1 protein-coding gene is annotated in these 1,493 nt (G+C 77.8%); it reads right to left on the bottom strand.

What is annotated here, in order from left to right; all coding sequences use genetic code 11:
• Positions 1-634 precede the first annotated feature (634 nt).
• Positions 635-1,486, bottom strand: coding sequence for a beta-1,3-glucanase family protein (locus tag ACFT55_RS20195; RefSeq protein WP_380245655.1), 852 nt, complete (start codon positions 1,484-1,486; stop codon positions 635-637).
• Positions 1,487-1,493 lie beyond the last annotated feature (7 nt).

The following is a 1,493-nucleotide window of genomic DNA, read 5'->3' as shown; positions in this document are numbered from 1 at the left end:
ACGCCACCGTGCGCCTGCACGGCCGCGCCACCGGCGCCGAGCGGTGCGCGCGCCGGCTGCGGTTCGCCGCCGGGCTGTACCGCGCGGCGGAGTGCCTGGCCGACCGGGCCGTCGGGACGGTCGTGACCGTGGCGGCCGGTGCCGCCGGGGCGTGGCTGGGCGTCAAGCTCCTGCCGCTGCAGGCCGCGGCACAGGGGACGGCCGTCGGCCGGCGGCTGTGGGGACCCGGCGCGCCGTCCGACCCGAGGCGGGAGGTCGAGCTGCAGGCCGTGTCCGCCCCGGCACCCACGCTGGTCACACCGACGACCGGGTACGACGGGCCCGCCGCGAACCTGTGGCGCGTGCTCGCGCCGTCCGCCGACGAGATGGTCGCCGGCCTCGGCGCCGGGCTCGCGCTCACGACGCCGTGGACCTGGCGCGACCTCGAGCGCGGGGTGCGGGAAGGCCCTGCGGCGATGACGGACGGCGTGACCCGCGGCGCCGGCGCCCTCTCGGACGTCGTGGTCGCGCTGCTGCCGGCTTCCGAGGTCCGGGTGCTGGCCCTCGCCGACGCCGACCTCGCCGGCCCCCCGCCGGGATGGACCGACCAGCCGTCCGGCACCGTCGAGGAGGCGCTCGCCCGGGTCGGTGACCTCTATGCCCAGGGCAGCGGGATCGTCGGACGGCCCGCCGCAGGTGTCCCCGCGGGGACGCTGGCGGTGGAGCAGGTGGAGCACGCCGACGGGTCGACGTCGTGGACCGTGCTGATCCCTGGCACGCAGGCGGGGCTCTCGGTCACGCACCCGTTCGACACGGCGACCGACCTACAGCTCATGGCGCACGACGCCGCCGACGTGTCCGTCGCGGTCGAGCAGGCCCTCGACCAGGCCGGCGCCACCGACGACGAGCCCGTCGTGCTGGTCGGGCACAGCCTGGGCGGGATCGCGGCGACGGCGCTCGCGGCCTCGCCCGCGTTCCGGTCCAGGCACCCGGTGGGTGGCGTCGTCACGGCGGGCTCCCCGACGGGGTCCTTCGCCACGCCGACCGGCGTGCCGGTGCTGCACCTGGAGAACGACGAGGAGCTGGTGTCGGCGCTGGACGGCGGCTCCGCCGCCGAGAACCCGCAGACCACCGACCGGGTCACCGTGGGCCGGCGGCTGCTGGACTCGACGGACCCGGCGGACCGCACCGCGGCCGGCGCGATCGTCCTCGCGCACGGGCTGCCCACGCACCTGCGGACGTTCGCGGCGGTGCGGGACTCCGGGAACTTTCCGGCGGCCGGCGTGACGCAGAGGCTGGAGCGGCTGCTCGGCGGCACGCGAGCACAGACCCGGCTGGTCGCGGTGCGCCGCGTCGAGGCGAGCACCGCGACGGTGCTGGCGCCCGGCCCGGTCCCCGGCACGGCGCCCGGCACGGCGGGCTCGCCGTCCGGGCGTACGTCGTCGTAGGGGAACGCGTAGCCGATCGGGGAGTTCGCGTGGACGACCCGCGACCAGTGGTTGGTCACCCCGCCC

It is taken from the genome of Isoptericola sp. NPDC057191 (assembly GCF_042670225.1).
Taxonomy (GTDB): domain Bacteria; phylum Actinomycetota; class Actinomycetes; order Actinomycetales; family Cellulomonadaceae; genus Isoptericola.
The sequence above is the reverse complement of the archived record's forward strand: the minus strand, read 5'-3'. Positions and strand labels throughout refer to the sequence as shown.